Origin of the sequence: Sanguibacter hominis ATCC BAA-789 (genome assembly GCF_012396185.1) — a bacterium.
Lineage (GTDB): Bacteria > Actinomycetota > Actinomycetes > Actinomycetales > Cellulomonadaceae > Flavimobilis > Flavimobilis hominis.
The window spans coordinates 249,800-275,069 of sequence record NZ_JAAXOW010000002.1; the positions used below are offsets into that span (position 1 = coordinate 249,800).

Below are 25,270 nucleotides of genomic sequence, written 5' to 3' on the forward strand. Positions count from 1 at the left end.
GACAACGTCCGCAGGGCGCCCGCCTCGGCTTCGATGGACGGGTGGACCAGCAGACCCGGCGCTCCGCCGACGAACCCGACCTCTCTCCGGACGACCTCGCGGGTGCGATCGCGCCGCTCGGGCTGCGCGTCGTCGGAAGCACGCCGAGAGGATGGGAGGCCGAGGCCGACGGCGACCGCTTCCTCGTGACGTACGCCCCCGCGACGCAAGACGTCCCGTGGGATGTCCTGCGAGACCGGGTCACGCGGCTCATGTCTGTCGAGCACGAGCACCTTGCGCCGCTCCTCGCCGCAGCACCGGTCCCGGGCGTGGACACCCAGCATCCCCGCGGCGCCGCGCTCGTCTGGGAACGACCCGGGCTGCGCCTCGACGAGCTCGTGGAGCGCTCCGGCTTGGCGCTCGGGCACGTGGTGGGTGCGCTCGTCGCCGCGGGCCGCGCGATCGCTGCTCTGCACGCGCACGACCTCGCGGCCGGGCCTGGCGACCTCCTCGCCGCGTTGCGCGTGGGGGAGGACGGCAACGTCCGGCACCTTCCCGACGGAGGACTCACGTCGCGGCCCGCCTCCGAGGACCCGCAGTCGCGTGGCGAGGCAGTGCGAGCGCTCGCCCGCGCCGGGCACGGCCTCCTTGCACGCGCGGTCACGCCCGACGGCGCGGCGCGGGACCTCGCCCACCTCCTCGCGGCGACGGGCCTCGACCCGCAGACCGAACCGCCGGCTCCCGGCACGCTCGCGGCCATGTGCCTCGAGATCCACCTCCCCGCGCTCGCAGCAGACTGGGCTCGGCTGGTCGCGCCGCAGCCGGAGCCCGAGCCACCTGCTCCGCTCGTCGCACCGCCTGCCGAGGCCGCGCTGACGCTCGACCAGGTCGACGTGTCCGCGCGCACGTGGCGCGAGCACATCGAGCAGCAGCCAGCGCCTGCCCAGGGTCGCCGACGCGCCGTCGCACCCGCGCCCTCACGGTCGCGTCGCGCGGAACCCCACTCGGACAGGCCTGCCGCAGGTGCCGTCGGTTCGTTGCGCACGATGCTCCCGGCGCCGAGGAACCGAGGTCGGTCGCGGCGCAGGGTCCTCGTCGGCGCGGCCGCCGCGCTCGCCTTCGGTTCCGCTGTCGGGGCGCTCCAGCTCCGCGGTTCCGCCCCCGCGGACGGGACCAGCGGCACCCAGGTGGCAGAGGCGCCAGCCTCGTCCGGGACGCCCGTGGCCCTCCCGACGCCCGGTCCCGGCACGAACGGGGGCCAGGGCGCTACCGGTGAGGGCGCCACAACCGCAGCGGACGTCCCGTCCGCGGACCGCCCCGATCCCGGCACAGCGGCCGCTGCGCTCACGACACACAGGGCTGAGCTGCTCGCACGTGTCCGCCCGACCGGTGCCGAGAGCGCCGACGCGCGGCGGTCGGAGCTGGTGACCGCGCTGCGGGCGGTCCACACCGACGGACCCTCGCTCGCGGCGGACCTCGCGCTGGTCGACCGACTCCTCGACGGGCAGAGCACCGTGCCGGAGGTGACGACAGAGGTCGTCGGGACCACCGTCGTCGACACGACCTCGGACGCGGCCACGGTCACTGTCGACTACCGGATCGTCGACCCATGGGGCACGGCTCAGGAGCGGCGCGTGCGCCTGACGCTCGTCTGGGAGAACGACGCCTGGCTGGTCGAGACCGTCAGCGCGGCGGGATGAGCCAGCGGATCGCGCTCGCGAGGTCCGGGTGCTCGAACGTGAAGCCCGAGCCGAGGAGCGTCGCGGGAACGACGTTGCGGGACGACAGCAGCTCCGACGCGAAACCGTCGAGCGCGAGCCGCAGGCCCCATGCCGGGGCCCGGACGGCTGCCGGTCGACCGAGGGCACGCGCGAGGGCTCGCGTGAGCTCCGCGTTCGACACGGGGGAGGGGGCGACGAGGTTCGCGGGCCCGTCAACGTCGGAGTCGATCAGATGGGTCAGTGCCCGGATCTCGTCGACCATCGTGATCCAGCTCCACAGCTGGTGACCAGGTCCCATCGGCCCGCCCAGGCCCAGCCTCAACAGCCGGAGCAGGGGCGGCACGGCGCCACCGTCGGGTGTGAGCACGATCCCGGTGCGGGCGAACGCGACGCGCGCGCCCGCCCGCCTGGCCGGCGTCGCGGCCGACTCCCACGTCTCCACGACGTGGCCGAGGAACGAGTCGTCGACGGGGGCCGACTCGTCGAGCGGTACCGCACCGCTGTCCGGATAACGACCGATCGCGGACGCTTGGACGAGTGCCGGGGGCTCCGGCTGGGCGGCGATCCATGTCGACAGGACGTGGCTGGTGCGGGTCCTGGACTCGACGATCGTCGTGCGGTAGCTGCTCGTCCACCGTCGGGTACCGATCGGTGCTCCAGAGAGGTTCACGACGACGTCGACGCCGTCGAGGCCTGCCCCGGGCATGTCACCGGTCTGCGGGTTCCACCTGAGCGTCCCCGGCGCCGGAGCGCCGGTGCCGCGGACCAGCCGCAGGACGGTGTCTCCGCGCGACCGCAGGTGCGCGACCAACGCTGACCCGATGAGCCCGCTGGCTCCGGACACGAGGACGGTCTGTGAGTTCGGCACGATCCTGACGCTAGCCTGACGAGGCCGCAGATGCGACAGGGCCCGTCGCCCGGAGGCGACGGACCCTGTCCGTGCTGGCGGTGCTGACCGCCTCAGGCGTGCGTCAGAGGCCGACCTCGGACTCGAACGCGCCCTCCTCGATGCGACGCTTGATCGCCATGAGGTAGCGCGAGGCGTCGGCGCCGTCCACCAGACGGTGGTCGTACGACAGCGACAGGTAGCAGATCGACCGGATCGCGATGACGTCCTGGCCGTCCTCGTCCTGGATGACCGCGGGACGCTTGACGATCGTGCCCGTGCCGAGGATCGCCGACGTGCCGCCGGGGACGATCGGCGTGTCGATGAGCGCGCCGCCGGAGCCGGTGTTCGTGATCGTGAACGTGGCGCCACCGAGCTCGTCCGGGGTGACCTTGTTGTCGCGCGTGCGCGTCGCCAGGTCGGCGATCTTGCGCGCGATGCCACCAAGGTTGAGGTCGCCGGCGCCGTGGATCACGGGCACGAGGAGCCCTCGCGGCGTGTCGACCGCGATGCCGACGTTCTCCTGGCCGTGGTACGTGATCGTGTCGCCCTCGAGCACACCGTTGATCTTCGGGAAGGCCTTGAGCGCCTCGACTGCGGCGAGCGCGAAGAACGGAAGGAACGTGAGGTTGGCGCCCTCACGAGCCTGGAAGCCGGACTTCGCCTTGGCGCGCAGGCGTGCGACCTTGGTGACGTCGACCTCGACGACCGTCGTGAGCTGGGCCTGCGTGTGCAGGGCCTCGACCATGCGCTCAGCGATGATCTTGCGCAGGCGGCTCGCCTTCTCGGTGGTGCCGCGCAGCGGCGAGACCTCGAGCGGTGCGGTCTTCTTCGCCGGGGCGGCCGCCGGGGCGGCCGGAGCCGCGGCAGGCGTGGCCGCTGCTGCAGCGGCGGCGGCCGCAGCCTTCTCGGCAGCCTCGATGACGTCTTCCTTGCGGATCCGACCGCCGACGCCCGTCCCGACGAGCGTCGCGACGTCGACACCCTTCTCGGCCGCGAGCTTGCGGACGAGGGGGGTGAGGTAGGACGAGCCGCTCGCCTGGGCGGCCACCGACGGAGCGTCGGCCTTGGGCTGAACCGGCGCAGCCGGGGCTGCGGCGGGGGCCGGCGCGGCCGGGGCCGGCGCAGCGGGAGCTGCGGCGGCGGGGGCCGGAGCCGGCGCCGGGGCGGGTGCGGCGGCCGGGGCAGCGGGTGCTGCCGCCGGGGCAGAGCCGGAGCCGACGACGGCGAGCGCCGTGCCGACCTCGACCGTCTCGTCCTCCTGGACGAGGATCTGCTGCAGCGTGCCCGCGACGGGCGACGGGATCTCGGTGTCGACCTTGTCCGTCGAGACCTCGAGCAGCGGCTCGTCGACCTCGACGGTGTCGCCGACCGACTTCAGCCAACGGGTGACGGTGCCCTCGGTGACGGACTCGCCGAGCGCAGGCATGACGACCTGCTCGCCCTCGCCCGCAGGGGCGTCGGCAGACGCGACCGGGGCCTCGGCGACGGGCGCCTCTGCGGCGGGAGCCTCAGCGGCAGGGGCCTCGGCGGCGGGAGCCGGGGCGGCCTCGGCAGGCGCAGGCTCGGCAGCAGGCGCGGCCGGCTCGGCGCTCGAGCCGGATCCGTCGCCGACGACCGCGAGGTCCGTGCCGACCTCGACCGTCTCGTCCTCCTCGACGAGGATCTTCTCGAGGATGCCAGCGACGGGCGACGGGATCTCGGTGTCGACCTTGTCGGTCGAGACCTCGAGCAAGGGCTCGTCGACCTCGACGCGCTCGCCGACGGCCTTGAGCCAGCGGGTGACGGTTCCTTCGGTGACAGACTCGCCCAGCGCGGGCATCTTCACGGATTCAGACATCTCTGCGTTCTCCTTGGTTTCCGGCTGGGGTCAGTTGTGCGCGTGCAGGGGCTTGCCCGCGAGGGCCAGGTGGGCCTCGCCGAGCGCCTCGTTCTGCGTCGGGTGCGCGTGCACGAGGGCCGCGACGTCCTCCGGGTAGGCCTCCCAGTTGACGATCAGCTGGCCCTCGCCGATGAGCTCGCCGACGCGCGCACCGATCATGTGCACGCCGACGACGGGGCCGTCCTTCTGGCGCACGAGCTTGACGAAGCCGGTGGTGCCGAGGATCTGGCTCTTGCCGTTGCCGCCGAGGTTGTACTCGAGGGTCTCGACCGAGTCGGCGCCGTACAGCTCCTTGGCCTTCGCCTCGGTCACACCGACCGACGCGACCTCAGGCTCGCAGTAGGTGACGCGCGGGATGCCCGACTCGACGATCGGGGCCGGGTTGAGGCCCGCGATCTGCTCGGCGACGAAGATGCCCTGGGCGAAGCCGCGGTGCGCGAGCTGCAGACCCGGGACGATGTCACCGGCGGCGTAGATGTTCCCGACACCGGTGTGCAGCTTCTCGTCGACGATCACGAAGCCACGGTCGAGCGTGATGCCCTGCTGCTCGTAGCCGAGGTCGGCGGTGCGCGGGCCGCGACCCACGGCCACGAGGAGGAGCTCGGCGTCGAACGTCTTGCCGGACTCGAGGCTGACGTGCACGCCGTGGTCGTCCTGCGTGACACCGGCGAAGCGGTCGCCGACGGAGAACGCGATGCCGCGCTTGCGGAACGAGCGCTCGAGCGCCTTCGACAGCGCCTCGTCCTCGGCGGGAACGAGGTGGGGGAGACCCTCGACGACCGTGACGTCCGCACCGAACGACTTCCAGACGGAGGCGAACTCGACACCGATGACGCCGCCGCCGAGGACGACGACGGACTTCGGGACGTAGTCGAGGTGGAGCGCCTGGTCAGACGTGACCACGCGGCCGCCGATCTCCAGACCGGGCAGCGAACGGGCGTACGAGCCGGTCGCGAGCACGATGTTCTTGCCCTTGACGAGCTGGCCGCCGACCTCGATGGTGTCCTGACCGACGAGACGGCCGTGGCCCTCGATCAGCGTGACCTTCCGAGACTTCACGAGGCCCTGGAGGCCCTTGTGCAGGCGCGAGATGACGCCTTCCTTGTACGCGTTGACCCCGGCCATGTCGATGCCGTTGAGCTGCGTGTGGACGCCGAACTGGGCACCCTCGCGCGCCGTGTCCGCGACCTCGGCCGCGTGCAGCAGCGCCTTGGTGGGGATGCAGCCGTTGTGGAGGCAGGTGCCGCCGAGCTTGCCCGACTCGATCAGCGCGACCGACAGGCCGAGCTGAGCGCCGCGGAGCGCGGTGGCGTAACCGCCGCTGCCACCTCCGAGGACCACGATGTCGAATTCAGTGCCGTTGGTGTCGGCCACGTGCAGCTCCTTAGGTGCGCGGAGGGGGTCCAGGACGTATCCATCCCATCTTGGCACCTGCATGACAAAGGTCCCAACACCAGGCCGCCCGACGGGATGTGACTCTCAGAACATCGCCCACCTAGGATGTCGAGCATGGGCCTGTTCTCTCGCCTGAGGCGACGCACGACCACGGACGAGCCTGCCCGCGCCTCCGACGGCACCGGGAGTCGGCGTGCGACTGTCGCCCACCTGACCTCGTTCGTCCGCGAGAAGGTCGGTGTGGAGGCTTACGTCGAGCCGCCGGTGACGGACACGCCGCCCTCGATCCTCCTCGTCGCGACGACGGGCGAGTGGACGCGCCGTGCGGCCCCGGACGAGCGGTCCGCGTGGAAGGTCGCCGAGAGCCTCGGCGTCCCGGTGTACAACGTCCAGTTCACGGGCTACCCCCAGCGCTATCGCGACTGGAACTCGCGCGCACGCGGCCGTCGCCTGACGACGGACGACTGACACCCGCGCCGGAGACGAACGACGACGGCGCGGTGCCGACCTGGGTCAGCACCGCGCCGTCGCGTAGATCGTCGCCTAGCGGCTCAGCTCTCAGGCACGTCCCTCGACGACCGCGAGCAGCGTGCGCACACCGTGGCCGGTCCCGCCGACCGGCGTGTAGCCGTGCGCCGACGACGCGTTGAACGCCGGCCCGGCGATGTCGAGGTGCGCCCACGGCGTGTCCCCGACGAACTCCTTGAGGAACAGGCCGGCGCTCAGCATGCCGCCAGGACGCCCACCGATGTTGGCGAGGTCGGCGACCTTCGAGTCGAGGCCGGGGCGCAGGTCCTCGGGCAGCGGCATCGCCCAGAACGACTCGCCCGCGGTGCGGGCACCGGCGAGCACCTCGTCGCGCACGTCCTCGGAGCCCATGACCGCGGAGACGCGGTTGCCCAGCGCGACGATCTGCGCGCCGGTGAGGGTCGCGATGTCGAGCACGACGTCGGGCTTCTCCTCCGTCGCGGCGACGAGACCGTCCGCGAGCACGAGCCGTCCTTCCGCGTCGGTGTTGAGCACCTCGACGGTCTTGCCGCCGCGGATTGTGATGACGTCGGAGGGGCGCTGGGCGGTCCCGGACGGCATGTTCTCGGCGAGGCAGAGCCAGCCCGTCACGGCGACGGGGCCACCGAGGCGCGCGGCCGCGACGACCGTGTGCAGGACGGCGGCTGCGCCGGCCATGTCGGACTTCATCTCCTCCATGCCCGCGGCGGGCTTGATCGAGATGCCGCCCGAGTCGAACGTGATGCCCTTGCCGACGAGCGCGACGCGCGCGGCCGGGCGGGCGGGGGAGTAGGCGACCTTGACGAGGCGCGGGCCGCGGGCGGAACCCTTGCCCACGTTGACGAGCCCGCCGTAGCCGCCGGCCTCGAGGGCCTTCTCGTCGAGGACCGTGACCTTGGCGCCCGTGCCCTTCGCCGCAGCCTTGGCTGCGTCCGCGAAGGCGGCGGGGAACAGGTCGTTCGGTGCGGCGTTCACGAGGTCGCGCGTCGCGTTGACGGCGTCCGCGACGACGACGGCGCGCTCGACGGCCTCTTTCGTCGTCTTGCTGCGCGCGGCGGTCGACGCGAGCTCGATCTTGGCGGTCGACGTCTTCGGGTCGGAGGTCTGATAGGTCGTGAAGGTGTAGGCGCCGAGGAGGGCGCCCTCCGCGACGGCCGCGGCCTGGGCGGGCGTCGCGGCGGGGAGCGCGACGACGACGTGCTCGGCGCCAGCGAGGGAGCGCAGTGCCGCGCCCGCGGCGCGGCGCAGCGCCTCAGCGTCGTCGGTGCTCGCCTTGCCGACGCCCGTGAGCACGAGGACCGTCGCGCCGAGCGCGCCGAGCGAGGGGACGCGCACGACCTCGTCGGCAGCGCCGGAGAGGCCCAGCACCTTCGCGGACGACGTCAGGCTCGCGAGCAGCGCCTCGGGGAGGTCGACGTCGAGGACCTGAGGCCCGTCGTCGGTGCTCGCGACGGCGACGACGAGCGCGTCAGCCTGGAGGGAGAGGGGATCCTTGCCGGTGAGAGTCAGTTCAGCCACCCGACGATGCTATCCCGCGCCTGGTCCGGGGGACCGGGACCTGGGCATCGCACCGCCGGCTCGTGGCGGACCGGTAGTCTCGGCCTGTGCTCCTCCCGCTCGCGCTCCTGGTCGTCGCGCTCGCAGCGCTCCTCCTGCTCTGGGCGGTGTGGTTCGTCGTCAAGGACCGTGCCGTGATCCTCAAGCAGCTCTGGGGAGCATCGGTCGTCGAGGCCGTGCTCGTCGTCCAGATCGTCGTCGCCGGCGTGCTCGTGGCGCGCGGCGCCGACGTCGCGGACCCGGTGTCCCTGTGGGGCTACCTCGTGACGGTGCTGCTGATCTTGCCGTTCGCCGCCTTGTGGGCGTTCGCGGAGCGCACCCGATGGAGCTCGGTCGTGCTGGCGATCGCCGCCCTCACCGTGATGTTCCTCGAGTACCGGCTGCTGCAGATCTGGGGTGCGTGACATGACGGCCGACGACGCACTCCCGCAGACGCAGGCGACGCCCGCCTCGACCTCGAGCGGCTTCGGCCGTGTGATGGTCATGGTCTACGCGATCTTCGCTGTGTCCGCGACCGCCCGGGCGACGTACCAGATCCTCGCGCGCTTCGACGACGCCCCGCTCTCGTTCGCGCTCTCCGGGGTCGCTGCAGTGCTCTACATCGTCGCGACCGTGTCCCTCGCCCGCTCGAGCGCACTGTCGCGTCGCGTCGCGTGGGTCTCCGTGACGATCGAGCTCGTCGGTGTGGTCGGCGTCGGCATCGTCTCCTTCGCGCGACCTGACCTGTTCCCCGAGCCGTCCGTGTGGTCCCACCTCGGCCAGGGCTACGGGTACGTCCCGTTCGTCCTGCCGTTCGTCGGGCTGTGGTGGCTCGCCCGGACCAGGCCCGTCCGCTAGCCGTCCCACGCCCGAGAACGAGGAGAGTCGTGTACCACCTGCTGTTCGAGAAGTTCTTCACCCGGCTGGACCCTGAGACCGCGCACCACCTCGCCTACGGGTGGATCCGCGCCGCCGGCCGGACTCCTGTGGTCCGTGACGTCGTCGGCTCGGTGCTGCGTGCGCCCGGTCAGGTGCGTGCGTTCGGGCGGACGCTCCCGGGGCCGCTCGGGCTCGCGGGCGGATTCGACAAGGACGCTCGCGCGGTCGAGGGGCTGACGATGCTCGGCTTCTCGTTCGTCGAGGTCGGCACGATCACCGCCTACCCGCAGCCGGGCAACGAGCAGCCGCGCCTGTGGCGGCACCTGGACCAGCGCGCCCTGCGCAACCGCATGGGCTTCAACAACGGTGGCGCGACCGTCGCAGCGGAGGAGCTGCGCAGGCTGCGCTCACGCTCGTGGGGGCGCCGCGCTGTCGTCGGCGTGAACATCGGCAAGACGAAGGTGACGCCGCCCGAGGACGCGGCAGCGGACTACGCGCTCAGCGCGTCGCAGCTCGCATGCTACGCCGACTACCTCGTCGTCAACGTGTCCTCACCCAACACGCCGGGCCTGCGCGACCTGCAGTCGGTCGACGCGCTGCGCCCGATCCTCGTCGCCGTCCGTGAGGCTGCGGACGAGGCCGTCCCGGAGCGTCGCGTGCCGCTCCTCGTGAAGATCGCGCCCGACCTCGCCGACGAGGACGTCGACGCCGTCGCGGACCTCGTGACCGAGCTCGGGCTCGACGGTGTCGTCGCGGTCAACACGACGATCGCGCACGACCTGGGAGCGGGTGGTCTCTCCGGCCCTCCCGAGCTCGAGCGTGGTGTCGAGGTCGTCGCGCGGCTGCGGGCGCGGCTCGGCGACGGTCCGACGATCATCGGCGTCGGCGGGATCTCGAACCCGCAGGACGCGCAGCGCTATCTCGCGGCTGGCGCGAACCTCCTGCAGGCGTACACCGCGCTCATCTACGAGGGCCCGTTCTGGGCGTCTCGCGTCAACAAGGTCCTGAGCGCGCGGTGAGCGTCCCGTCGTGGACCTGGACCTGGCTCGACGACCGCGGTGCGGCTGTCGAGGGTCCGCTCAGCCCTGCGTTCATCTCGCGGTTCGACGCCGAGGTGTGGCTCGGTCAGGTGTGGCGCGAGCGCGCTGCCGACGGTGTCGCGACCGCGCGGCTCGAGCGCGGCGACGGCGCTCGCGTCCCGGCGGCCGACGTCGACCTGCTGGCCGCGTCGTAGGGACTGCGGGCCGCGCCCTGGCTGGGTGCGTCCCGGGACGACGACAGGCACCACCCCGTGGGGCGATGCCTGTCGATGAGCCGGGTGCGGTCCGTCAGGACGGGTACTGCCCGTGCCGGACCATCGGCTTGGGAAGGCGAGCACGGCGGATCTGGAACGCACGAGCGACGGCGTACCAGCGCAGCGGCTTGATCGTCAGGCTCGTACCGAACTTCGCGAGGAGCGCCTTCTTGAGCCGGCGCCACATGAGGAAGCCGTCGAGGATCGTCACGAGGACGACCGCGTACAGCGCGAGCGTCGTGTAGCCGATCAGCACAGGGTTGCCGGTGTTGCCGACGACCATGATGATCACCATCATCGCGAGCGCGACGAAGAGGAACAGCTCACCGAGGTTCCAGCGCGCGTCCACGAAGTCGCGTACGAAGCGACGCTCGGGGCCCTTGTCGCGCGGCGGGAGGTTGCGCTCGTCGCCGGTCTGCAGCGCCTTGTACTCGAGGTCGCGCTGCACGCGCATCGCGGCGCGCTCGGCGCGGGCGGCAGCCTTGCGGTCGCCGGGGACGAGCGGGACGCGGTTCGCGGCCTCGCGCTCACGCCGCTTGGGCGTCGGACCGGACTTGGTCTTGTCGTTCACCGGGGCCGAGTGGTCGAGCTCGGGCGCGGGCTCGGCTGCCTGCGGCTCCTGACGGGTCTTCTTCGAGAACACGGTCCCAGGGTAGTCGAACCGCGAGGTGGTGCCGCGCGCGTCAGCGTGCGCGGAACGCGACGTCGAACGCCTGGGCCCACGCGGCCACGTCGTCGGGCAGCTCGGGGCTCTCGACGGGATGGCCGGTGAGCTCGAGGATCTGCGTCGGGTCGAGGCGCTCGCCGGACGTGGTGAGGAAGCGCCCGGCGACGATGCCGCGGGCGATCTGGTCGCCGTCGCGCACGAAACGCTGCTCGAGGTAGGCGCACCGTGCGTCCCAGCCGAGGACGCGGCTGCGCACCTCGAAGCGCTGCCCGAGCGTGAGGGAGCGCTTGTAGCTCATCGTGGAGGCAGCGACGACCGGGTACCAGCCGCGCTGGATGAGCTCGCGCGCGAGCCCCATGTCGGCGATGAGGTTGATCCGCGCGACGTCCATCATCTGGAGGTACACGCCGTTGTTGACGTGCCGGTACAGGTCGAGGTCGCCGGGGTGCACGCGCATCCGGGTGACCGACTCGTCGAGGGGAGCCATCCCGGGGACCGCGCGGCGGGGGAATCGGGTGGCGTACGCGAGCTGGATCGTCCGGGTCATGGGACGCAGGATAACCCGGACCGTCGGTATCGGGTATCGCTTGCGTTCGACGAGAGGGCTGCCGCGGCTCAGTGGCCGGGGAGCGCCAGCATCTGGTCGAGCGCCACGCGCGCCCAGTACGCGTCGTCGCTGTCCACGACGATCCGGTTGACCACGGTTCCCGCGACGAGCGACTCGAGCGCCCACACGAGGTGCGGGAGGTCGATCCGGTTCATCGTCGAGCAGAAGCACACCGTGGAGTCCAGGTAGTGCACGTTCTTGTCCGGGTGGGCGGCCGCGAGCCTGCGCACGAGGTTGAGCTCCGTGCCGATCGCCCACGACGAGCCCGGCTCGGCCGCGTCGAGCGCCTTGATGATGTACTCCGTCGACCCGACCATGTCTGCGAGCTCGACGACCTCGTTCTTGCACTCGGGGTGCACGAGGACGTTGACGCCCGGGACCGCCGCCCGGATGTCGTGGACGTTCTGGGGGGAGAACCGCCCGTGCACCGAGCAGTGACCGCGCCACAGGATCATGCGCGCTGCGACGAGCTGCTCGCGGGTCAGGCCGCCGCCCGGCTTGCGCGGGTCGAAGACGACGCAATCCTCAGGCTTCATCCCGAGGTAGCGGAGCGCCGTGTTCCGGCCGAGGTGCTGGTCGGGCATGAAGAGGACCTTGCCGTCGCCCTCGACGCCACCGACCTTGTCGAAGGCCCAGCGGAGCGCGACGTGCGCGTTCGACGAGGTGCAGACCGTCCCGGCACGGCGACCGGTGAACGCCTTGATCGCCGCGGTCGAGTTCATGTACGTCACGGGGACCGTCCGGTCCGCGATGCCGATCTCCTCGAGCACGTCCCAGGCGTCCTCGACCTGGTCGATCGTCGCCATGTCAGCCATCGAGCAGCCCGCGGCGAGGTCGGGCAGCACGACCTGCTGCGCGTCGGAGGTCAGGATGTCCGCGCTCTCGGCCATGAAGTGCACGCCGCAGAAGACGACGAACTCCGCGTCCGGGCGTGCTGCGGCCTCGCGGGCGAGCTTGAAGGAGTCGCCGGTGACGTCAGCGAAGTCGATGACCTCGTCGCGCTGGTAGTGGTGCCCCAGGACGAACACGCGGTCACCGAGCGCCGCACGTGCGGCGCGCGCCCGCTCGACGAGGTTCGGATCGCTCGCGGCAGGGAGCGCGCCCGTGCACTCGACACCACGCTCGGAGTCGAGGTCGACGCCTTGCCCGAGCAGGAGCAGCGCTCCGCTCGGGGCAGGCTCGTTGAACGCGGGGGAGGCGGGGATCGTCGGCGTGCTCACGCCTCGAATTGTCCCACAACCCGTCGGCGCCGGGCAGGGCCAGGGTCTCGCGGTGGCACCATGTGGGCATGCAGGTTCTTGTCATCCCCTCGACCGCCTGGCCTTCCACGGCGGGGGCCCCGGGCGCCCACGTCGCCGACGCTGTCGCCCGGCAGGTCGCGACGGCGTGGGCCCGGGCGGTCCCGCACGCCGACGTGCAGACCGTCCTGCTGAGCGACGGCTCCGCCGGCTTCGCCGAGACCGCACGCGGCCACCTCGCAGACCCTGCCGCCGACGGCGCCGCGCTCTTTCTCGAGACCGCCTCGGTCGCAGCCGCCGAGGTCGCGGCCGTCCGCGACCGCACCGGGGAGGGGGCGGCCGACGACCTCGCCGAGCACGGCTCGTCCGCACCGGTCGGCGAGCTCCTCGCAGCCGCGCTCGAGACTCGCGCACGCACGATCGTCGTCGGCGCTGGCGACGTTCTCGGGGCCGACACGGCATGGGCCGACGGTGGCGCTGGCATGCTCGCGGCCCTCGCGGAGCGCCTCGGCGTCCCCGGTGCCTCGGACCGGCTGCGCCAGGGCGCCGGTGCCCTCGCGGGGATCGACGCGCACGACCTGCCCGACCTCCTCGCCCTGCGGGACGCGCTCGCAGGACGCGACGTCGTCGTGGCGCAGCGCGGGGACCGTACGCTCCTCGGGCTCGGCGGCCTCGCCGCCGGGCTCTCCCAGCACGCGGTCGGCGCTGCGACGACACAGCGGCTCGAGCGCAACCTCGGCGACCTCTCCCTCGCGGTGGGGCGTGCGCGTTCCGGCTCGCTCGTCGGCCGGGACCTCCTGGGCGCGCCCGTCGACGTCGCGACCTCCTCGCCCGACCACCTCGCCCGCGCGCTGGCCGCGACCCCCGGAGCCGCCGCGGGCGGTGGGGTCGGGTTCATGCTCGCCGCGCTCGGCGCGCGCGTCCGGCGCGCGATCGACGTCGTCGCGGACCTCGCGCACCTCCGCGAGAGGATCGCCGCGAGCGACCTCGTCGTCGTCGTCGCGCCCGCGATCGACGCGGCTGAGGTGCACGACGGCGTCCTTCCCGCCGTCGCCGAGGTCGCGCTCGACCATGCCGTCCCCGTCGCCGCCCTCGTCGGGGGGAGCGAGGCGGGCCGCCGTGAGTGGTCCGCGATCGGCGTCGCGGGCGTCCACGAGACTGGTCACGCCGACGCCGCGTGGTGGACCAGCAGCGACGAGGTCGCCGAGCGGGTCGCGCGGGTGGCCCGCACCTGGGTGCTCTGACCTGCCCCGTACCGCAGAGCGGTGGCATTGCTCACCGATCCGCCCGGCACACGGCGCTCCCGCGTACGCTGGTGGGAACAAACCGGAAGGGGGGCCGTGTTGACCATGTGCCCGCCCTTGCCCCAGTGAATGCCGGAGACCTGATGAGCGAGACCACTGAGACCACCACGCACGGCGTCGAGCTGACCGACGTCGCCGCCTCGAAGGTGCGCAGCCTTCTCGAGCAGGAGGGCCGCGACGACCTGCGCCTCCGGGTCGCCGTGCAGCCTGGCGGCTGCTCGGGGCTGATCTACCAGCTCTACTTCGACGAGCGCCTGCTCGACGGCGACGCGACGCGCGACTTCGACGGCGTCGAGGTCGTCGTGGACAAGATGAGCGTCCCGTACCTCGAGGGCGCCACCATCGACTTCGCGGACACGATCGAGAAGCAGGGCTTCACGATCGACAACCCCAACGCGGGCAGCTCGTGCGCCTGCGGGGACTCGTTCAGCTGAGTCGCTGAGCCCTGCACGTCGACGAGGCCGGCCCCGCGGGGTCCGGCCTCGTTCGCGTCCCGGGAGGGTTTCCGGGCCCGGGCGCGACGATCAGCCCAGCTCGACGACGATGCGGCGGTGGTCGCCGTGGTCCTCGTCGACGACGAGGGTGTGGCCGCGCATGCGCGCCCACGCGGGTATGTCGGTCGACGCGGCGGGGTCGGTCGTGAGGACGGCGACGCTCGTGCCCGCGGGGAGCTCGGCGGCTGCGGCCGCCAGCCGGATGACCGGCAGCGGGCAGCGCAGCCCGCGGGCGTCGACGTCGGGTGCGGTGCTCACAGGCCCCGCACCCCCAGCTGGTCTCGGACACGGGCGACGCACCCGGGGAGCACCGCGAGGAAGCGGTCGACGTCGTCGGACGTGACGCCGGGGTGCAGCGTGAGGCGCACGTTCCCGTGCGTGAGGACCCCCATCGCGCGCAGCACGTGGCTCGGCTCGAGAGTGAGCGACGTGCACGCGCTGCCGGAGCCGACCGCGAACCCGTGCCGGTCGAGCTCCGTCAGGAGCGCCTCGCCGTCGACGTAGAGGCACGAGAACGTGAGCACGTGGGGGAGCCGTTCGTCCGGGTCCCCGACGACCTCGACGTCAGGCACGAGCCTCGGCACCTCGTCCCGCAGCCTGTCGACGAGCACGGAGAGCCGGGCAGCGGTCTCCTGGCGCTCGGCCATGACGGCCTTGAGCACGACGGCCGCCGCGAAGGCGTTCGCGACGTTGACGCCGCCCGGTGCCCACGGGTCGGCGTCCTCAGGCCCGGTCTGCGCGACTCGCACGCCCTGCCGCACCACGAGCAGCCCGACACCGCGCGGCGCGCCCCAGTCGGCAGGGTCGGCTGCCAGCACGTCCCACGACGACGGCACGTGCGCGTGGCCCAGCGACGCGCCGGCATCGACGAGGAACGGCACGCGCGCTGCGCGCGCCGCCTCGTGCACGGCGGCGAGCGGCTGAACCGTCCCGACCTCGCCGTTCGCGTGCTGCAGGCATGCGAGGCCCACGCCTGGCTGCGCGACGGCGTCTGCCATCGCGAGGGCGTCGACACGACCGAGGCGGTCGGTGGGGATTAGCGTCACGCCGTCCTCGCCCGCGACGTGGCGCGCGGCCGCGAGGACCGCGGCGCGCTCGACCGCCGACGCCACGACGCCCCGCCCGACGCGGCGTCGGGCTGGCGCGACCGCCGTGACGGCCGCGTGCAGGGACGCGACGTGCGACGGCGTCAGGTGCACCTCTTGCGTGCGGGCGCCGACGAGCGCCGCGAACGTCTCGCGTGCCGCGCCGAGGAGCGTCGCCGCGGTCCTCGCCTCGGAGTGCAGGCGCTCGGGGTTCGACCACCCCTCGGCGGACGCCTGCCGCAAGGCCTCCAGGGCCAGCGGGTGGAGGGGGGCGGCACCCCCGGCGTCGAGGTAGGAGCGCCCGGCGGGGCGAGTGCTCGCGGAGGCGTCAGGGGTGGTCGGTCGGGTCACATCGCAACGCTAACCCGGGCCTGAACGTCCCTTGGTGACAAATACCGGGCAACCGCCATGACCTCGGGCATCTTCCTGGGATGAAGGTCCCTCCCGAGGCGCTAGGCTCGGACTGTCGAGGACCAAGGTCCCAGTGCTGTGCCGTCCGGCCGGATGGCGCGGACCTGGGACGTGACGTGAAAGGCCTCCCTTGCACTCGCACACTTCACCCAGTCGTCAGCAGCGCGGCATCCTCCGGCGGCTGAGCGCACCTGCGCTCGCCGCCACGTTCGTGCTGCTCGTCTCCGGCTGCTCCGAGGCGACCCAGCGCGGCTTCATGCCCGGGTACTCCGACGGCCCCGTGACGAACCACACCGACCGCATCACGTCGCTGTGGGTCGGCTCGTGGATCGCGCTCCTCGTCGTCGGTCTCATCACCTGGGGCCTGATGCTCTGGTGCGCGATCGCCTACCGGAAGCGCAAGAACGACCACACGCTGCCGATCCAGACGCGCTACCACGTGCCTCTCGAGATGATGTACACCGTTATCCCGCTCGTGATGATCGGCGTCTTCTTCTTCTACACGCAGCGCGACATGACCGAGATCCGTTCGCTCGACGCCGAGCCGGACGTGACCATCCAGGTCGTCGGCAAGCAGTGGAGCTGGGACATCAACTACCTCGACGACGACGTCTACTTCGACGGTCAGCACGCGAAGGACGTCTCGGTGCTCGGCGGCGACACGAGCCTCGACGGGCAGCCGGGCACCGACGTGTCCCTCCCGACGCTGTACCTCCCGGTCGGCGAGCAGGTCGAGCTGGTCCTCGACTCGCGCGACGTCATCCACTCGTTCTGGGTGCCGGCGTTCCTCGACAAGCTCGACATGATCCCCGGCCGTACGAACCGCATGCAGATCATCCCTGAGCGCATCGGCTACTACGCCGGCAAGTGCGCCGAGCTCTGCGGTGAGCACCACTCCGGGATGCTCTTCAACGTCGCGGTCGTGTCGCGTGCCGACTACGACGCCCACATGGACGAGCTGCGCGCCGCAGGCAAGACGGGCGCTCTCGGTCTCGACCTGAACCGGCAGCAGGACGCCGCCGACCTGACCCAGACGGAGGAGCAGCACTGATGGAAGCCCAGCAGAACGTCCCCGGGCTCCAGCCGACCCGTCAGACCCTGGGGCGGACGGTCGTCAAGTGGGTCACGTCGACCGACCACAAGACCATCGGGTACATGTACCTGATCACGTCGTTCATCTTCTTCTGCATCGGGGGCCTCATGGCCCTCGTGATCCGGGCCGAGCTCTTCGAGCCCGGGATCTCGGTCGTGCAGAGCAAGGAGCAGTACAACCAGCTCTTCACGATGCACGGCACGATCATGCTGCTGCTTTTCGCCACGCCGCTCTTCGCCGGTTTCGCGAACTTCATCATGCCGCTCCAGATCGGCGCGCCTGACGTCGCGTTCCCGCGACTCAACATGTTCGCGTACTGGATCTACCTCTTCGGCGGCATCATCGCCGTCTCCGGCTTCTTCACGCGCCAGGGTGCCGCCTCGTTCGGCTGGTTCGCGTACGCGCCGCTGTCCAACGCGACCTTCAGCCCGGGGCTCGGTGGAGACCTGTGGGTGTTCGGCCTCGCCATGACGGGTTTCGGCACCATCCTCGGTGCGGTCAACTTCATCACCACCGCCATCACGATGCGCGCACCGGGCATGACCATGTTCCGCATGCCGATCTTCTCGTGGGCCACGCTCGTCACGAGCATCCTCGTGCTCATGGCGTTCCCGCCGCTCGCGGCCGCGCTGTTCGGCCTGGGTGCCGACCGCCGCCTCGGCGCGCAGATCTTCAACCCGGAGACGGGCGGCGCCATCCTGTGGCAGCACCTCTTCTGGTTCTTCGGGCACCCTGAGGTCTACATCATCGCGCTGCCCTTCTTCGGCATCATCACCGAGGTCATCCCGGTCTTCAGCCGCAAGCCGCTGTTCGGCTACAAGGGCATGGTCTTCGCGATCATCGCGATCGCCGCGCTGTCCGTGACCGTGTGGGCCCACCACATGTACGTCACCGGCGCCGTGCTCCTCCCGTTCTTCTCGCTCATGACGATGCTCATCGCCGTGCCGACCGGGGTGAAGTTCTTCAACTGGATCGGCACGATGTGGCGCGGGAAGATCACGTTCGAGACGCCGATGCTCTGGGCGATGGGCTTCCTCGTGACGTTCCTCTTCGGTGGTCTGACCGGCGTCATCCTCTCGAGCCCGGCCCTCGACTTCCACATCTCTGACACGTACTTCGTCGTCGCCCACTTCCACTACGTGGTCTTCGGCACCGTCGTGTTCGCGATGTTCTCCGGCTTCTACTTCTGGTGGCCCAAGTTCACCGGTCGCATGCTCAACGAGAAGCTCGGCAAGATCCACTTCTGGTCGCTGTTCATCGGCTTCCACATGACGTTCCTCGTGCAGCACTGGCTGGGTGTGGCGGGCATGCCGCGTCGTTACCCGGACTACATGCCGGAGGAGGGCTTCACCTGGATGAACCAGGTCTCCACGATCGGCTCCTTCCTTCTTGCCGCCTCGACGCTCCCGTTCCTCTGGAACGTGTACGTCACCTGGCGCAAGGCGCCCAAGGTGGCGATCGACGACCCGTGGGGCTTCGGCTCCTCCCTCGAGTGGGCGACGTCCTGCCCGCCGCCGCGCCACAACTTCACGTCCCTGCCGCGCATCCGTTCGGAGCGTCCCGCCTTCGACCTCCACCACCCTGAGGTCGCGGCGATGGACCACGTCGAAGGCAGCTCGAACGTGCTCGACCAGATCTATGCCGACGCGGACCGCCGCGGCGAGAACGGTGACCTCGCCAACAAGATGGCCTCCGGTGAGCAGGAGCCGGAGCAGTCGTCGATCAAGGTCATCGACGCCGAGCGCCCCCACGAAGGAGACACGAAGTGAAGATCGAGACCAACCTCTTCTTCTGGCTCGCGCCCTTCTTCCTGGTCGTCACGGCTGTCTACGCGCTCATGAGCGACTTCGAGCCGGTCGGCTCGGTCTGCCTCCTGCTGCTCGTGGGGCTCTCAGGCATGATCGCGGCCTACCTCCGGGTGACCGCGCGTCAGATGGATGCCCGTCCGGAGGACGACCCGCACGGTGAGATCGAGCAGGGTGCCGGCGACCAGGGCATCTTCGCCCCGTGGAGCTGGTGGCCGCTCGTCCTCGCCTTCGCGGCGAGCATCTGCTTCCTGGGCCTCGCAGTCGGCTGGTGGGTCTTCTACATCGGTGCCGCGGTCAGCGTGATCGCGCTCGTCGGCTGGGTGTTCGAGTTCTCCCGCGGGCAGCACGCCCACTGACGCCACGCACCACGACACGGCGAGAGGGCCGGTACCGACCATGTGGTCGGTACCGGCCCTCTCGCCGTGCCTGGGAGGAGGGTGCCGCTAGGCGCGCTCCAGGCGCACGGTGCCGTCCGGTGCTACGACGCGGCGGTACCCGGACCGGATCTGCTCGGCGCTCGCCTGCTGAGCGTCTGTGACGGGCCGTCGCGGCTCGACGTAGTTGCCCACCTGTGCGGGCCCGAGGATCTTGGCGAGCTTGTTGGTGATCGCTCGGCCGCGGGTCACCTTCTCGGCGTCGTGCATCATCTCTCCTGCTTCAGTCGCGCGCACCGGCGCCCGACCAGGTCGGTGGCGCTGGGGAGCGCCCGGGGTCCTTGCGTCAGATGCACGTGAGGGGACGCCGCGGTAGGCGGCGTCCCCTCACGGTGCTGGGTTCGTCAGGGGACGAGGAACCCCTCGCCCTGCGTCCGTGCACGTGCGAAGCGGGCCGCGACGTCGGACCAGCTCACGATGTTCCAGAACGCCTTGACATAGTCAGCCTTGACGTTGACGTAGTCGAGGTAGAAGGCGTGCTCCCACATGTCGAGGAGGAGCAGCGGCACGATGCCGATCGGCAGGTTGCCCTGCTGGTCGTAGAGCTGGACGATGATCAGCTTCTTGCCGAGCGTGTCCCAGGCCAGGATGGACCAGCCGGAGCCCTGGATCCCGACGGCGTTCGCGGCGAAGTGCTTCTTGAACGCGTCGAACGAGCCGAAGAACTCGGTGATTGCTGCGCCGAGCTCACCGTCAGGCTCGCCACCGCCCTCGGGGGAGAGGTTCTGCCAGAAGATCGAGTGGTTGACGTGCCCGCCGAGGTTGAACGCGAGGTTCTTCTCGAGCAGGTTCACGGTGCCGAAGGACTCGTTCGCGCGGGCCTCGGCGAGCTGCTCGAGGGCCGTGTTGGCGCCAGCGACGTAGGCCGCGTGGTGCTTCGAGTGGTGCAGCTCCATGATCCGGCCGGAGATGTGCGGGTCGAGAGCTCCGTAGTCGTAGCCGAGGTCGGGAAGGGTGTAGTCCGCCATGGTCGTCTCCTCCGTGGTGCTGGGCCCCGGGCTGTCGCGCCGGAGCTGTGGATGGCTGCTCGTCGGCACACGGGCCGCACGAGGGTAAGACATCGGGCCCTGCCTGCCGGCGAACCGGAGGGCAGGGCCCGGGGTCATAGGTTCAACACAACCGCGTGATCAGTGATTCCGCACGTCCGTCTCAGGACCGTTCTCGATCAGCGGACGCTCGTCGGAGCCGGGCAGCGCGTCGTGCTCGCCGTGCGAGTGGGCCGCGGCCAGCTCGGCCGGGGTGACCGGCTCGACGCGGTCCTCGTAGAAGAACCGGGAGAGTCGCTGCCACCGCTTGTCGGCCGCGTAGCCCTTGCGGCGGACACCACGAGAGTCCTCGGCCGGCTCGATCTCGAGCGGGCGGTAGACGTGGTGGCCGACGCGCAGCCAGCGCTCCTGCTCGTCGAGCGGGGTGTGCACCTCGACGTACTCGCCGTTGTCGAAACGGACGATGCGACCGGACTCGTGACCGTGGAGCACGAGCTCGCGGTCCTTGCGCTGCAGGCTCAGGCAGATGCGCTTCGTGATCCAGAAGCCGAGCACGGGGCCGGCGAAGAACAGGACGCGGAACGTCCAGGTGATCGTGTTGATCGACATGTGGAAGTGCGTCGCGATCAGGTCGTTCGACCCTGCGAGCACGAGGATCACGAACGCGGTCAGCAGCGCCACCCCGAGGCCGGTGCGGACCGGAACGTTGCGCGGACGGTCGAGCACGTGGTGCTCGCCCTTGCCGCCCGAGACGCGCGCCTCGATGAACGGGTACAGCGCAAGAGCCGTGAACAGGATGCCGGGGATCACGACACCCGGGACGAGGATGTTGATCGGGATCGTGAACCCACCCACGACCCACTCCCAGCCGGGCATGAGGCGCAGCGCGCCCTCGAGGAAGAGCATGTACCAGTCAGGCTGGGCGCCGGCGGACACGGGCGACGGGTCGTACGGACCGTAGTTCCACACGTTGTTGATCGCGAGCGTCGAGCCCATGAGAGCGAGCACGCCGAACACGACGAAGAAGAAGCCACCAGCCTTGGCGACGTACACGGGGAACAGCGGGAAGCCGACCACGTTCTTGTCGCTGCGGCCGCCACCCGGGTACTGCGTGTGCTTGTGCACGACGACCATGAGCAGGTGCAGACCGACGAACGCGAGGATCAGCGCGGGGATCAGCAGGATGTGCACCGTGAAGAGCCGCGGGATGATGTGCTCGCCCGGGAACTCCCCACCGAAGAGGATGTACGACGCATAGGCGCCGATGATCGGGATCGACTTCGCCACGCCGTCGGCGATGCGCAGACCGTTGCCGGAGAGCACGTCGTCGGGGAGCGAGTAGCCGGAGAAGCCAGCGAGCAGGCCGAGGATCATGAGCGTGAAGCCGACGACCCAGTTGAGCTCGCGGGGCTTGCGGAACGCACCCGTGAAGAAGACGCGCATCATGTGCGTGACGATCGACGCCATGAAGAGCAGCGCGGCCCAGTGGTGGATCTGGCGCATCAGCAGGCCGCCGCGCACCTCGAACGAGAGGTGCAGCGTCGACGCGAAGGCCTCGGACATCTCGACGCCCTGCATGGCGACGGGCAGCGAGTCCTCGGGGTACGTGATGAGCCCCATGGACGGCACGAAGAACATCGTGAGGAAGCCGCCGCTGATGAGGAGCACGACGAACGAGTAGAGCGCGATCTCGCCGAGCAGGAACGACCAGTGGTCAGGGAAGACCTTGCGGGCGAACTCCTTGACGGCGTTGCCGACGCCGGTGCGCTGGTCGAGGTAGTCGACGGCACCGCCGAGCTTGGTCTCGGGTGCAGTGGTGGTCATCGCAGACGCTCCCAGTAGCTCGGGCCGATGGGCTCGGCGAAGTCGTCCTGGGCGATCAGGTAGCCCTCGTCGTCGACGGTGATCGGCAGCTGGGGGAGCGGCCGGTTCGCCGGGCCGAACACGACCTTGGCGCCGTCGGCGACGTCGAACGTCGACTGGTGGCAGGGGCAGAGCAGGTGGTGCGTCTGCTGCTCGTAGAGCGCCACCGGGCAGCCCACGTGGGTGCAGATCTTCGAGTACGCGACGATGCCGTTGTAGGCCCAGCTCTCGCGGCCCGGGACGTGCTTGAGGTCGCGCTCGTCGAGACGGACCAGGAGGACGACGGCCTTCGCCTTCTCCTCCATCCAGTGCTCGTGGTCGCGCAGTCCGTCAGGGATGACGTGGAAGACGGAGCCGATCGTCACGTCGGACGCCTTGATCGGGTCGCCCGACGGGTCCTTGGCGAGACGGGTGCCCTTGCGCCAGATCGTGTGCTTGAACTTGGAGATCTTCCAGTCGCCGCCGACGGAGCCGATGAGCGGCACCGCGATCGTCAGCGGGAAGAGCGCGACGGCCGAGAGGACGGCGCCCTTGAGCACGCCGCGGCGGCCGATGCCGGAGTCCTTGGCGCCGTCCGCCAGCGCCTGGATCGCGTCACGACGGGTCTCGCTGTCGCTCGCGATGGGCTTGCGCTTCTCGGCGACCTCGTGGTCAGACATGAGGGTCTTGGCCCAGTGGACTGCCGCGAGGCCGATGCCGAGCAGGGAGATCGCGAGGCACAGCCCGAACGCGAGGTTGGCGTTCCGGACGGACGCCGTCGTCTCCCCGGGCGTGATCACGAAGTACGCGACCAGGCTGCCGATGGTGCCGAGGACCGAGAGGGCGAAGAGGACGACGACCTGGCGCTCCGCGCGCTTGTCGGCCTTCGGGTCGAGGTCGGCCTGACGGTACTTGTGCTCGGGCAGCCCCGGGTCCTCGAAGGTCTCGGGGACGCTCGAGGCGCTCTGCGCCGTGAGGTCGCGGGAGTTGTCGTGCGTGCTCACGAGGACTTCGCTCCGATCCAGACTGCGGCTCCGATCAGGAGGCCCATGCCGATGACGAACACCCAGAGGCCCTCGGACACCGGTCCGAGAGAGCCGAGGGTCAGGCCGCCGGCAGAACCCTCACGCTGCTCCACCAGGAACGAGATGACGTCACGCTTCTCCTCGGGGGAGAGGTTCGCGTCGTTGAAGACGGGCATCGACTGCGGGCCCGTGAGCATCGCCTGGTAGAGGTTGGTGGGCGTGGTGTCCCACAGCGCCGGAGCGAACTTTCCCTCCGAGAGCGCACCACCCGCGCCGACGGCGTTGTGGCACATCGCGCAGTTGGTGCGGAACAGGGCCGCGCCGTTCGCCGAGCTGCCGAGGGCCGGATCCACCATCTCGGCGGTCGGAACCGTGGGGCCGGCGCCGAGCGTCGCGACGTAGGCCGCGAGCTGGTCTACCTGCTCGTCCGTGAACTGGCCGGGCTTGATGGGGGCCTGCGGCCCGCTCATCTGCATCGGCATGCGGCCGGTGCTGACCTGGAAGTTGACCGACGCCGCGCCGACGCCGACGAGCGACGGGCCGTCCTCGGTGCCTCCGGCGCTGGGACCGTGGCAGGTGGCGCAGTTGGCCTGGAAGAGCTGCTTGCCCTTCTCGACGTCAGCCACGCTCGCAGAGTTATCTGCCTGCGCGGTGCTCGGGGCGACGGCAGCGTAGATGCCACCGGTGGCCAGCAGCGCCAGCAGCAGCAGCACGACCGGCGCGAACCGGTGGTGGCGGCGGGCGGCGAGTGCCTTCACGGAATGATCCTCGTCTCGCAGTGGGTGGGGAAGGGGAGGAGCAGGCGTCAGCGAAGCCCGTAGATGACCAGGAACAGGCCGATCCAGACGACGTCGACGAAGTGCCAGTAGTACGAGGTGACGATCGCCGTCGTGGCCTCGTGGTGACCGAACTTCTTCGCGGAGAAGGAGCGGCCGAGCACGAAGAGGAACGCGATGAGGCCGCCGACGACGTGAAGGCCGTGGAAACCGGTCGCGAGGAAGAAGACCGACCCGTAGGCCGTGGAGGAGATCGTCACGCCGTGCTGGACGAGCTCGGCGTACTCGAAGACCTGGCCGGCGACGAAGATCGAGCCGAGGATGAAGGTCAGGACGAACCACTCGTTCATGCCCCAGCGGGTGATCTGGAACAGGCGACCGCTGCGCTCGGGCTGGAACCGCTCGGCGGCGATGACGCCGAACTGGCACGTCACGGACGACAGCACCAGGACGGTCGTGTTCGCGATCGCGAACGGGATCGCCAGGTGGGCGGAGTTCTCCGCCCACTCCTGGGCGGGCATGACCGATCGGTGCGTGAAGTACATCGCGAACAGGCCGGCGAAGAACATGAGCTCGCTCGCGAGCCACACGATCGTCCCCACCGAGACCGGGTTCGGTCGGTTCACCGCGGCGTGAGCCGTGGGCGTCGGGGTGCTGGAGGCAGCGGTTGCAGTCGTCACGGCAGCCATTATTGCCGACAACGAGGCAGGTTGGGGCCATTGGACCTAGGAGATCCGCTCGGACGTGGCCCACAATGGGCGCGGAGGCGTCTAGCAACCCGCGAAACCATGCGGAATCCGCGAGATTCCGGCGATTTTGGTGACGAAGCAACGAATAGTGTCAGCCTGTCTCCATCGGGGTGTCACGGGGCCCGAACGGGCTTCCCGACGTGTCAAGATGCTGACAGGAGAGTCCTCCTGCGACCGATCCGCGAGCCCGTCCGGGTCGCGCGGTGCCCGACCGATCTGCAAAGGCGATGACGATGTCGACCCAGGACCAGACGTCCACGAGCGTTCCGAGCGACCGCGCCCCGCGCATCCTCCTGCACAGCGACGACCTGACGATCCGCGAGCAGGTGCGTCTCGCGGTCGGGCCGCGTCTGCGCTCGGGCGCACCGGCGATCGAGTGGACCGAGGTCGCGACCGCGGACGCGATCCTGGACCGCCAGGACCTGGGCGCGTTCGACCTGGTTATCCTCGACGGCGAGGCCGACAAGGTCGGCGGCATGGGACTGTGCCGCCAGCTCAAGAACGAGGTCTACGCGTGCCCGCCCGTCGTGGTGCTGCTCGGTCGGCCCCACGACAGCTGGTTGGCGTCGTGGTCCCTCGCCGACGGCACCGTGTCGCGACCTCTCGACCCGATCACCGTGCAGCGTGTCGTCGCCGAACAGCTTGGCGCCACCGCGGCCTGACGTTAGGAAA

27 protein-coding genes are annotated in these 25,270 nt (G+C 70.6%); 12 read left to right on the forward strand and 15 right to left on the reverse strand.

The window, feature by feature from the left end; genetic code table 11:
- Positions 1-41: 41 nt before the first annotated feature.
- Complete coding sequence (locus HF995_RS07685) at positions 42-1,679, forward strand: hypothetical protein (RefSeq protein WP_168447228.1); 1,638 nt, start codon at positions 42-44, stop codon at positions 1,677-1,679.
- On the opposite strand, the gene HF995_RS07690 is transcribed toward HF995_RS07685, so the two are convergent.
- The 3 genes from HF995_RS07690 to lpdA form a co-directional block, all read right to left on the reverse strand.
- On the reverse strand, positions 1,663-2,568 hold the full coding sequence (locus HF995_RS07690; protein ID WP_168447229.1) for a TIGR01777 family oxidoreductase: 906 nt from the start codon (positions 2,566-2,568) through the stop codon (positions 1,663-1,665). The genes HF995_RS07685 and HF995_RS07690 overlap by 17 nt on opposite strands.
- Positions 2,569-2,671: 103 nt before the next feature.
- A complete protein-coding gene (gene sucB / locus HF995_RS07695; protein ID WP_168447230.1) occupies positions 2,672-4,426 on the reverse strand; it encodes a 2-oxoglutarate dehydrogenase, E2 component, dihydrolipoamide succinyltransferase in 1,755 nt (584 codons plus the stop codon).
- A 30-nt stretch (positions 4,427-4,456) separates the two neighbouring features.
- Positions 4,457-5,842, reverse strand: coding sequence for a dihydrolipoyl dehydrogenase (lpdA, locus tag HF995_RS07700; protein ID WP_168447231.1), 1,386 nt, complete (start codon positions 5,840-5,842; stop codon positions 4,457-4,459).
- A 135-nt stretch (positions 5,843-5,977) separates the two neighbouring features.
- On the opposite strand from lpdA, the gene HF995_RS07705 reads away from it, so the two are divergent.
- Positions 5,978-6,331: an oxidoreductase gene (locus HF995_RS07705; RefSeq protein WP_168447232.1), complete on the forward strand. Its 354-nt coding sequence runs from the start codon at positions 5,978-5,980 to the stop codon at positions 6,329-6,331.
- 90 nt (positions 6,332-6,421) lie between these two features.
- On the opposite strand, the gene HF995_RS07710 is transcribed toward HF995_RS07705, so the two are convergent.
- The gene (locus tag HF995_RS07710) at positions 6,422-7,888 is read right to left on the reverse strand and encodes a leucyl aminopeptidase (RefSeq protein ID WP_168447233.1); all 1,467 of its coding nucleotides are present in this window, start codon (positions 7,886-7,888) and stop codon (positions 6,422-6,424) included.
- Between the two features lie 86 nt (positions 7,889-7,974).
- Here HF995_RS07710 and HF995_RS07715 point away from each other — a divergent pair, with 86 nt between their 5' ends.
- The 4 genes from HF995_RS07715 to HF995_RS07730 are packed head-to-tail and all read left to right on the forward strand — an operon-like array spanning position 7,975 to position 10,019.
- Positions 7,975-8,331 (forward strand): hypothetical protein, encoded by a 357-nt coding sequence (locus HF995_RS07715; RefSeq protein WP_168447234.1) that lies wholly within the window; start codon positions 7,975-7,977, stop codon positions 8,329-8,331.
- Position 8,332: 1 nt separating this feature from the next.
- On the forward strand, positions 8,333-8,764 hold the full coding sequence (locus HF995_RS07720; RefSeq protein WP_168447235.1) for a hypothetical protein: 432 nt from the start codon (positions 8,333-8,335) through the stop codon (positions 8,762-8,764).
- A gap of 29 nt (positions 8,765-8,793) precedes the next feature.
- Positions 8,794-9,804 (forward strand): quinone-dependent dihydroorotate dehydrogenase, encoded by a 1,011-nt coding sequence (locus tag HF995_RS07725; protein ID WP_168447236.1) that lies wholly within the window; start codon positions 8,794-8,796, stop codon positions 9,802-9,804.
- Entirely contained in the window at positions 9,801-10,019 is a 219-nt protein-coding gene (locus tag HF995_RS07730) for a hypothetical protein (RefSeq protein ID WP_168447237.1), read from the forward strand. The genes HF995_RS07725 and HF995_RS07730 overlap by 4 nt, the downstream gene beginning before the upstream one ends.
- Positions 10,020-10,113: 94 nt before the next feature.
- Here the strand turns inward: HF995_RS07730 and HF995_RS07735 are convergent, their stop codons facing one another.
- From HF995_RS07735 to nadA, 3 genes are all read right to left on the reverse strand, one after another.
- Positions 10,114-10,722, reverse strand: coding sequence for a DUF3043 domain-containing protein (locus tag HF995_RS07735; RefSeq protein ID WP_168447238.1), 609 nt, complete (start codon positions 10,720-10,722; stop codon positions 10,114-10,116).
- A gap of 40 nt (positions 10,723-10,762) precedes the next feature.
- On the reverse strand, positions 10,763-11,293 hold the full coding sequence (locus HF995_RS07740; protein ID WP_168447239.1) for an acyl-CoA thioesterase: 531 nt from the start codon (positions 11,291-11,293) through the stop codon (positions 10,763-10,765).
- Positions 11,294-11,361: 68 nt separating this feature from the next.
- A complete protein-coding gene (gene nadA / locus HF995_RS07745) occupies positions 11,362-12,573 on the reverse strand; it encodes a quinolinate synthase NadA (RefSeq protein ID WP_350308781.1) in 1,212 nt (403 codons plus the stop codon).
- Between the two features lie 68 nt (positions 12,574-12,641).
- Here nadA and HF995_RS07750 point away from each other — a divergent pair, with 68 nt between their 5' ends.
- A complete protein-coding gene (locus HF995_RS07750) occupies positions 12,642-13,835 on the forward strand; it encodes a glycerate kinase (protein ID WP_168447240.1) in 1,194 nt (397 codons plus the stop codon).
- 143 nt (positions 13,836-13,978) lie between these two features.
- The gene (gene erpA / locus HF995_RS07755; protein ID WP_168447241.1) at positions 13,979-14,329 is read left to right on the forward strand and encodes an iron-sulfur cluster insertion protein ErpA; all 351 of its coding nucleotides are present in this window, start codon (positions 13,979-13,981) and stop codon (positions 14,327-14,329) included.
- Between the two features lie 90 nt (positions 14,330-14,419).
- Here erpA and HF995_RS07760 read toward each other — a convergent pair whose 3' ends face one another.
- Both HF995_RS07760 and HF995_RS07765 read right to left on the reverse strand, forming a co-directional pair.
- On the reverse strand, positions 14,420-14,647 hold the full coding sequence (locus HF995_RS07760) for a sulfurtransferase TusA family protein (RefSeq protein WP_168447242.1): 228 nt from the start codon (positions 14,645-14,647) through the stop codon (positions 14,420-14,422).
- Positions 14,644-15,825 carry a cysteine desulfurase family protein gene (locus HF995_RS07765; RefSeq protein ID WP_168447243.1) on the reverse strand — a complete coding sequence of 394 codons (1,182 nt, stop codon included), beginning with the start codon at positions 15,823-15,825 and terminating at the stop codon, positions 14,644-14,646. The genes HF995_RS07760 and HF995_RS07765 overlap by 4 nt, the downstream gene beginning before the upstream one ends.
- Positions 15,826-16,015: 190 nt before the next feature.
- Between HF995_RS07765 and ctaC the strand changes: the two genes are divergently transcribed.
- From ctaC to HF995_RS07780, 3 genes are read left to right on the forward strand one after another with little or no spacing between them, the layout of a single operon-like run.
- Positions 16,016-16,936: an aa3-type cytochrome oxidase subunit II gene (gene ctaC / locus HF995_RS07770; RefSeq protein ID WP_168447244.1), complete on the forward strand. Its 921-nt coding sequence runs from the start codon at positions 16,016-16,018 to the stop codon at positions 16,934-16,936.
- The gene (gene ctaD, locus HF995_RS07775; RefSeq protein ID WP_168447245.1) at positions 16,936-18,747 is read left to right on the forward strand and encodes an aa3-type cytochrome oxidase subunit I; all 1,812 of its coding nucleotides are present in this window, start codon (positions 16,936-16,938) and stop codon (positions 18,745-18,747) included. Before ctaC ends, ctaD begins: the two co-directional genes overlap by 1 nt.
- Positions 18,744-19,142, forward strand: a complete 399-nt coding sequence (locus HF995_RS07780; RefSeq protein ID WP_168447246.1) for a cytochrome c oxidase subunit 4 — start codon at positions 18,744-18,746, stop codon at positions 19,140-19,142. The genes ctaD and HF995_RS07780 overlap by 4 nt, the downstream gene beginning before the upstream one ends.
- 87 nt (positions 19,143-19,229) lie before the next feature.
- Here HF995_RS07780 and HF995_RS07785 read toward each other — a convergent pair whose 3' ends face one another.
- The 6 genes from HF995_RS07785 to ctaE all read right to left on the reverse strand — a co-directional run bounded on the left by HF995_RS07785 (position 19,230) and on the right by ctaE (position 24,538).
- Positions 19,230-19,430, reverse strand: coding sequence for a hypothetical protein (locus HF995_RS07785; RefSeq protein WP_168447247.1), 201 nt, complete (start codon positions 19,428-19,430; stop codon positions 19,230-19,232).
- 134 nt (positions 19,431-19,564) lie between these two features.
- Positions 19,565-20,188, reverse strand: coding sequence for a superoxide dismutase (locus tag HF995_RS07790; protein WP_168447248.1), 624 nt, complete (start codon positions 20,186-20,188; stop codon positions 19,565-19,567).
- Between the two features lie 159 nt (positions 20,189-20,347).
- A complete protein-coding gene (gene qcrB, locus HF995_RS07795; protein ID WP_168447249.1) occupies positions 20,348-22,030 on the reverse strand; it encodes a cytochrome bc1 complex cytochrome b subunit in 1,683 nt (560 codons plus the stop codon).
- Positions 22,027-23,052, reverse strand: coding sequence for a cytochrome bc1 complex Rieske iron-sulfur subunit (gene qcrA, locus HF995_RS07800; RefSeq protein ID WP_350308782.1), 1,026 nt, complete (start codon positions 23,050-23,052; stop codon positions 22,027-22,029). Before qcrA ends, qcrB begins: the two co-directional genes overlap by 4 nt.
- Positions 23,049-23,831, reverse strand: coding sequence for a cytochrome bc1 complex diheme cytochrome c subunit (gene qcrC, locus HF995_RS07805; protein WP_168447250.1), 783 nt, complete (start codon positions 23,829-23,831; stop codon positions 23,049-23,051). The genes qcrA and qcrC overlap by 4 nt, the downstream gene beginning before the upstream one ends.
- A 47-nt stretch (positions 23,832-23,878) precedes the next feature.
- Positions 23,879-24,538, reverse strand: a complete 660-nt coding sequence (gene ctaE / locus HF995_RS07810) for an aa3-type cytochrome oxidase subunit III (protein ID WP_168447251.1) — start codon at positions 24,536-24,538, stop codon at positions 23,879-23,881.
- A gap of 293 nt (positions 24,539-24,831) precedes the next feature.
- Between ctaE and HF995_RS07815 the strand changes: the two genes are divergently transcribed.
- Positions 24,832-25,260: a response regulator gene (locus HF995_RS07815; RefSeq protein ID WP_168447252.1), complete on the forward strand. Its 429-nt coding sequence runs from the start codon at positions 24,832-24,834 to the stop codon at positions 25,258-25,260.
- The last annotated feature ends 10 nt before the right edge of the window (positions 25,261-25,270 follow it).